The following is a 6,473-nucleotide window of genomic DNA, read 5'->3' as shown; positions in this document are numbered from 1 at the left end:
ACAAGGACGAGTGCAACCGTCCGGAAACGACGCTGGAAGGCCTCTCGTCGCTGAAGCCGGTCTTCAAGAACGGCCAGAAGGTCAAGGAAGGCAAATACGTCACCGCCGGCAACGCCTCGCAGCTTTCCGACGGCGCCGCCGCCGTCGTGCTCATGGAGCGCAAGGAAGCCGAAAAGAACGGCTCCGACATTCTCGGCGTCTTCCGCGGCTTTGCCGTCGCCGGTTGCGAGCCCGACGAAATGGGCATCGGCCCCGTCTTCGCCGTGCCGCGCCTGCTCGAACGCCACGGCCTCAAGGTCGACGACATCGACCTCTGGGAACTGAACGAAGCCTTCGCCTCGCAGTGCCTCTACAGCCGCGATCGTCTCGGCATCGACCCAGAGAAGTACAACGTCAATGGCGGCTCGATCTCCATCGGTCACCCATTCGGCATGACCGGCGCACGCTGCACAGGCTCGCTGCTCATGGAAGGCCAGCGCCGCGGAGCAAAATATGGCGTCGTCACCATGTGTATCGGCGGCGGCATGGGCGCAGCAGGTCTCTTCGAGATCTTCAGCTGATCCCCGTCAACTTGAACGCAGTGAACGCCCCGAACTTCGGTTCGGGGCGTTTTCCTTTTGGGGACAAGACCTTATGTTGAATGTCACCGACATATTCGACTAGGGGCCATCATGATCCGTCACTTCTTTTCCGCCGCCAGCCTGATCGCCCTTGTCGCTTGTGGGCCTGGCGCAGATAAAGCCGACCATGGCGTCAGCACGGATCCGAACGCTGCAACAGGCTTCATCATTTCCAACACGGTCGCACCGGAAACCGCCACGGTGCGCGAAGGCGAGACCATCGCGCGCGACGCTGACGGCCGCCCCTACAATTACGCCCTTTTGGGCCAGCCCCTGCCCGCCCTGTCAGGCAAGTTGGCAGACGACTCCGTTTTTGACCCGGCCTCGCTGGAAGGTACGTGGAACGTGATTGATATCTGGGGCATATGGTGCGGGGACTGTATGGCAGACGCGCCCTATGTGGCCGCGCTGGTCACCGCAATAGACCAGGACCCTGATCTCGGCTTCCTGTCCATTCACACGCCGGCAAACGCCAATCGTGCGACGCCGACTGACATGTACGGAAAATATGGTTCGGTCAGCGCCTATTTCGACGACAAGGGATATTCCTATCCGACCTTGCTGGATGAAGACGCCAGCCTCAGGTCTGCTTTGGAAATCAGGTGGACACCTTCCTATCTCCTCGTTGATCCAACCGGGATTGTGCGCGGCTTCCGGACAGATCTGTCTGTCGCTGATGGTGAGCCGGTGAAAGACTTTCTGAAAGACGTGGCCAGGGTCAAATCCTCGGTCAAGGCGGGACAGACCCCGCCAGCGTTTCAGCCCGTTATCGGCCCGCAAGGTGTGATGGGCATAACTGGCGCGACGCCATTCAATACCAACGCCATTCGCGCCGCGTTTCCAGCTCAGGAGATCGTGCCAGGCGAGATGGTCGCCGAAGGCGATACCTACCCGGTCTTTCAGGTGATGACCCAGTCAGACACGGCACCAATGTTCACTGTGGAGCCCGACTGGTCCAGGGGACATGTTTACCGGGTGTCGACCACCCACTCGAACGTCACAGGGCCAGACGGCGAACAGATCGGTACGTATCGGCTTAGCCAATTGACGGAGCAAGCGCGATCGACTTGCTTTGACGGGGTGGATGAGTCGGCAGATCTTCTGATTTGCAATGACTTGGATAACGGTGTGCGATTTCAACGCGTTTTCGAACCTCTGGACGATGGAGCTGATGCGGTTCTGACTGGCATGGCCTACTATCCAGCTCGCCCTGACGCGATGGATTAACTTAGCGGAAAGCCTAACCTGCCGGATTTCGCGTCATTTCATCGATTTTGATGGAACAGGGCGTTTGATCATTCGCCTGCCAGCTTGTAACTGTTAGGAAAAGCGTTCTGGATAAACGGAAAGGCGGGTCTTGATGCTGCATCCATCCACCAAACGGCTGATAGACAAGCTCGGCGACATGACACGTCGACAGAAGGTAACGTGGCAGGAAGCCGAAAACGGCCAAATGACCCACGACACTGAAGGCTATCGAGTCACGCTGACGCCTGACCCTTACGGCGTCTTGCTCACAGATGCGCAAGGCAGGGAAATAGAGACCTGCAGCCCGTCCGACTTCAATGATGAACTTGATGCCGACGGCCGCCCTTACGCGATATTCGTCGAGGAGCTCTACCGGGAGGCCAAGCGCCATGCACGCGGCGCAGAAGAGGCGATCAGTGCGGTGCTGGCCGGACTGACTGCTGTAGAGACAGGCGTCAGCGATGAACCTGCCGACCTGATCGACGATGCTGACGAGGAGGTATCTCCTGAGGCGTCAGGAGAGGATGCGGTCGAGGATCCATTGGATGACAGCTCCCCGCTGGAACCTGAAGCCTATCTGGAAATGGACAGTCAGTCCGACATAACATCAGCGGTCGCGTCTCTTGCGAGCCAGGTAAATACACCTTTGGAAGCCCAACCGGTTGAACATGAAGCCCCTGAAGAAATCAGCGAAGACTCGCTGGAGTCTCTGATAGCATCACGGGGCGACCAACAGATGCCGTCCGAAGATGAAATCCTGACCGATGAAAACACGGGCATCTCTCTCGAAGAGGCTGTTGCTGACTCGGCTCATGAGGTAAATACTGTCGAAGACGCAGAACCCACCGAAGAAGCCACGCCTGAAGCCGAAACTTCCATGTCGCCAATCATGGGCTACGGAGTCTCGTCACCAGATGCGCCGGCCGCGATGGAGCCTGTCGATGAACCGGGGCCACTAAACGAACCAGCCGCAGGCTATACACCGGCGGGTTATACGGAAATCGAACCGGAAGATGCCTCGACTGCGGAAGCAGACGCACCGCAATTCATGGGCAAAGTCGACTCCGAAGTTACGCATGAGGCCGACACCTACACACCCGCCTTTGCGGATGTCAGCGACAGTGCGCCGAACCATGCCGAGGCTGAGCCATTTGGCAGTTTCACACCAGAACCGGAGCCAGAAGTAGCACCTTCCACGCCCGAAGTTGCGACGATCGAGGCGACGAGTGGAACCGAGGAAACGGCGGGTGAGCCGTCGCCTGCCCCGCAGGACAACTCCCCCCCCTCCCAAAATTTCCTTACAGGTGGGTATGGTGGCGGGCTAGATGACTACGCGCCTGAGTCTGACACTGCACAAGCATATTCGGAAATGGAATCTTCGGAAACACCTGAAGTTGAACCTCAATTGGAAGCTGCTCTAGCACCTGAGGTCACACCGCAGCCGCCTCAATCCTTCAGCCTTTCTGGAATTGGGAACCGGCAGGCTCCCGTCGAAGCACCAGCTCCGCTGGACGCGACCGACTCAGTCGGGTCGGTGAGCGCCCCGCGAGTCGTGATCGACGCCACTCATGACCAGCCCTGGCCCGGAACAGAATCGAACGACTCTGACGAGCATGTATCCGCCGCGGAGACGCATTTCGAGGTGCCCGAGCCGCACGCAGAGCCCGAAGTAGAGGTCGCACCAGAGCCCGACTTCATTGTGGATACTCCGACCGAACCGGCTGAAACCTTAGTCAGCGAAGAAGAGACTCAAACCTCTGAAGACGCAGCGCCACGCCCGGTCAAGCGGTTCAATCCCTGGAACTGACCACTAACCGCGCCAGAAGCGTCGGGTCAGAACCACAAATACAGCCACGAACTCGAGCCGCCCTAGCAGCATGGCAATGGCGCAAACCCATTTGGCGAAGTCAGGCAATAACTGGAATGTGCCGGATGGACCGATCATGGTGTCAAGCCCCGGTCCGACATTTGACACGCTGGTAGCGGCACCCGAAATGGCCGTCAGCGCGTCCACGCCGGTCAGACTAATCAGTGCAGCCGCGACGAGGAAAGTCAGCAGGTAGAGGCTGATAAACACCATAACCGACTGCAGGACTTCTTCATCCACCGTCTTGCCGGCATACCGGATAGGCGTGCGACGGTGCGGTTGGATCATGCGCTGCGAATAGGCAACGATCGTCTTGGCGGCGATTTCCAACCGGAACATCTTCAGCCCACATGCCGCCGAGCCTGCACACCCTCCGACAAAGGTGGCCCCCAAGAATATGACCATTACGGGCTGCCCCCAAGTGTCATAAGGCGCCGAAGCATAACCGGTGCCGGTCATGATCGAGATGATATTGAACAGGGCTTCCTTAAAGCCGTGAAAGATATGGTCGAACACTGGTGGATCAACAACGGCCTCGTGGTAGACGACAATGATGATCGAAAAGATCAATGCCAGTGCCAGATAGAGGCGCGGTTGCGGATCGGCGAGCATCGGCCGAATGCGACCTTGAAGCATCAGCATCGCCAACAGGCTGAATGGCAGGCCCGCAATGAACATGAAGAGCGTGGCGACATACGGCGCATTGGTGTCACTGAAATAGCCGAACGAGGCGTCATGCGTCGAATACCCCCCCGCCGACATGGTCGTCATCGCGTGAGTGATGGCGTCAAACCAATCCATACCAGTGAGATAATAGAGCAAGGCACAGAGCATTGAGATCAGCAGGTAAGTGAAACCCAGATACGCCGCGATGTCGGTGATGCGCGGCAGGAATTTGCCCGACATGTCGGAGCTTTCCAATTCAAACAACTGCATCCCGCCGACCCGCAGCTGGGGCAGGATGGCGATGGCCGTCACGATGATGCCAATCCCCCCAATCCATTGCAGGATGGCCCGCCACAGCAAGAGACCACGCGGCATGCTGTCGAGCCCCGTCAAGACAGTCGCGCCGGTCGTTGTTAGACCGGAAACAGTCTCGAACAGGGAATCCGTCATTGTCATGCCCGACGCCAGGAATGGAATGGATGCAATCATCGGCAGGAACACCCAGACCAATACGGTCAGGAGAAATCCTTCGCGCTGTCCGGTGCGTTCAATGTCGCCGCGCGACAAGACCCACATGCATGATCCGATCAGGATCGAACCGAAAGCAGACACCTCAAACACATAGGTTTCCGCCCGCCCATCGGCGGAATCGATCAATGCACAGGGGATCATCGCCGCACCCAGAAGGATGGTCATGATGCCGAGAGCAAGAAAGAGAGGACGAAGCTGCATGTCTGGAGGGCAAGATACGCTGCAATTCCTGCTGAGGTGTCAACGCGTTACGTGGTTAAGCAGTATGCACCAAGGATGCGATCTGGGCAGAAACTGAGGGCTTCCCATGGACTCCTGACGGTAGAACCGGGCCATGTGTGGCCTGTGCCGGGGCAACTATGCCATTTTCGCGCCAAGTCCAAGGGCAGACGCCGGTTGACGGGATCGTCCGCAAGGGCCTAAACGCCCCTTCGTTACATTTGCAACCGATGACTCTCTCATGTTCGATCATTCCTCCTTCGATGCCCATGAGGGTGTCCACATGTTTCACGACGCTGACAGCGGTCTGAAAGCGATTATCGCTGTCCATTCATCGGCCTTGGGGCCCGCGGCAGGTGGCTGCCGCATGTGGAACTACGACACTGGTGAAGCCATGTTGCGGGATGCCCTGCGGCTCAGCCATGGAATGAGCTACAAGAATGCCATGGCAGACCTTCCCCTCGGCGGAGGAAAGGCGGTCATCTGGGGCGATGCGAAAGCCGACAAGTCACCAGAATTGTTCCGGGCGTTCGGACGCGCGGTCGAGAGCCTGAAAGGCCAGTACATCACCGCCGAAGATGTCGGCATCAGCGTCTCCGACATGCAAATCGTGCGCGAGGAAACGGCACATGTCGCCGGGCTTGATGAGGGCGATGCCGCCAGCGGAGATCCATCTCCGATAACTGCAATGGGCATATATCTGGGCATTCTCGAAACCGCGAAGCGCGCGCTTGGAACTGATGACCTTACCGGCCGCACGATTGCTGTTCAGGGCGTAGGTTCTGTCGGCGGACATGTGTGCGAACACTTGGCGAAGGCCGGTGCGAACCTCATCATTACCGACATTGATCAGGCAGCCTTGTCCGACATCTCTAACCGCACTGGGGCACGGATCGTCGCGCCCGACGAAATTTATGATGTCGATGCAGACATTTTTTCGCCAAATGCGCTGGGTGCAATCATCAATGAGAAGACGCTGAATCGTTTTCGTGTGAAGGCTATCGCGGGTGGCGCGAACAACCAGCTGATCGTCCCTGAAATGGGTGAGTTGTTGCGTCGCCGCGGTATTCTGTATGCACCGGACTATGTCATCAATGGCGGTGGCATCATCAATGTCTGCGCGGAAATCTCCGGCACCTATTCGCGGGACTGGGTCGACGCCAAGGTGAAGGCCCTCATGGTGACGCTCGGTGAAGTGCTGGATTTGGCTATGGAAAGCAGCGAGCCGACCAATCTCGTCGCAGACAGAATCGCGCGCCAAAGAATTGGACGGACGGATTAGGTAGTCTCACCTAGTTAAACCGGGGCGATAAATGGTACAC

Annotated in this window: 5 protein-coding genes; 4 read left to right on the top strand and 1 reads right to left on the bottom strand. The window is 58.0% G+C overall.

The window, feature by feature from the left end:
- The 3 genes from B2P82_RS14635 to B2P82_RS14625 all read left to right on the top strand — a co-directional run.
- Nucleotides 1-560 (top strand): thiolase family protein (locus B2P82_RS14635; RefSeq protein ID WP_290497709.1); only part of this gene is annotated, 560 nt, incomplete at its 5' end.
- Between the two features lie 111 nt (nucleotides 561-671).
- Nucleotides 672-1,847 (top strand): DUF1131 family protein, encoded by a 1,176-nt coding sequence (locus B2P82_RS14630; RefSeq protein ID WP_290497708.1) that lies wholly within the window; start codon nucleotides 672-674, stop codon nucleotides 1,845-1,847.
- 133 nt (nucleotides 1,848-1,980) lie between these two features.
- On the top strand, nucleotides 1,981-3,675 hold the full coding sequence (locus B2P82_RS14625) for a hypothetical protein (RefSeq protein WP_290497707.1): 1,695 nt from the start codon (nucleotides 1,981-1,983) through the stop codon (nucleotides 3,673-3,675).
- Between the two features lie 3 nt (nucleotides 3,676-3,678).
- On the opposite strand, the gene B2P82_RS14620 is transcribed toward B2P82_RS14625, so the two are convergent.
- Nucleotides 3,679-5,097 (bottom strand): TrkH family potassium uptake protein, encoded by a 1,419-nt coding sequence (locus B2P82_RS14620; RefSeq protein ID WP_290497706.1) that lies wholly within the window; start codon nucleotides 5,095-5,097, stop codon nucleotides 3,679-3,681.
- A 295-nt stretch (nucleotides 5,098-5,392) separates the two neighbouring features.
- Here B2P82_RS14620 and B2P82_RS14615 point away from each other — a divergent pair, with 295 nt between their 5' ends.
- Nucleotides 5,393-6,433, top strand: a complete 1,041-nt coding sequence (locus B2P82_RS14615) for a Glu/Leu/Phe/Val family dehydrogenase (protein ID WP_290497704.1) — start codon at nucleotides 5,393-5,395, stop codon at nucleotides 6,431-6,433.
- Nucleotides 6,434-6,473 lie beyond the last annotated feature (40 nt).

The organism is Hyphomonas sp. UBA4494, from assembly GCF_002388935.1.
In the GTDB taxonomy this organism is placed as follows: Bacteria; Pseudomonadota; Alphaproteobacteria; order Caulobacterales; family Hyphomonadaceae; genus Hyphomonas.
This window is presented reverse-complemented; position numbering and strand designations above follow the sequence as displayed.

What these genes read in the sequence shown, in the direction of transcription:
- B2P82_RS14630 (WP_290497708.1), top strand. Translation starts at nt 672, where the DNA reads ATGATCCGTCACTTCTTTTCCGCCGCCAGCCTGATCGCCCTTGTCGCT.
- B2P82_RS14615 (WP_290497704.1), top strand. Translation starts at nt 5,393, where the DNA reads ATGTTCGATCATTCCTCCTTCGATGCCCATGAGGGTGTCCACATGTTT.
- B2P82_RS14625 (WP_290497707.1), top strand. Translation starts at nt 1,981, where the DNA reads ATGCTGCATCCATCCACCAAACGGCTGATAGACAAGCTCGGCGACATG.
- B2P82_RS14620 (WP_290497706.1), bottom strand. Translation starts at nt 5,097, where the DNA reads ATGACCATCCTTCTGGGTGCGGCGATGATCCCCTGTGCATTGATCGAT.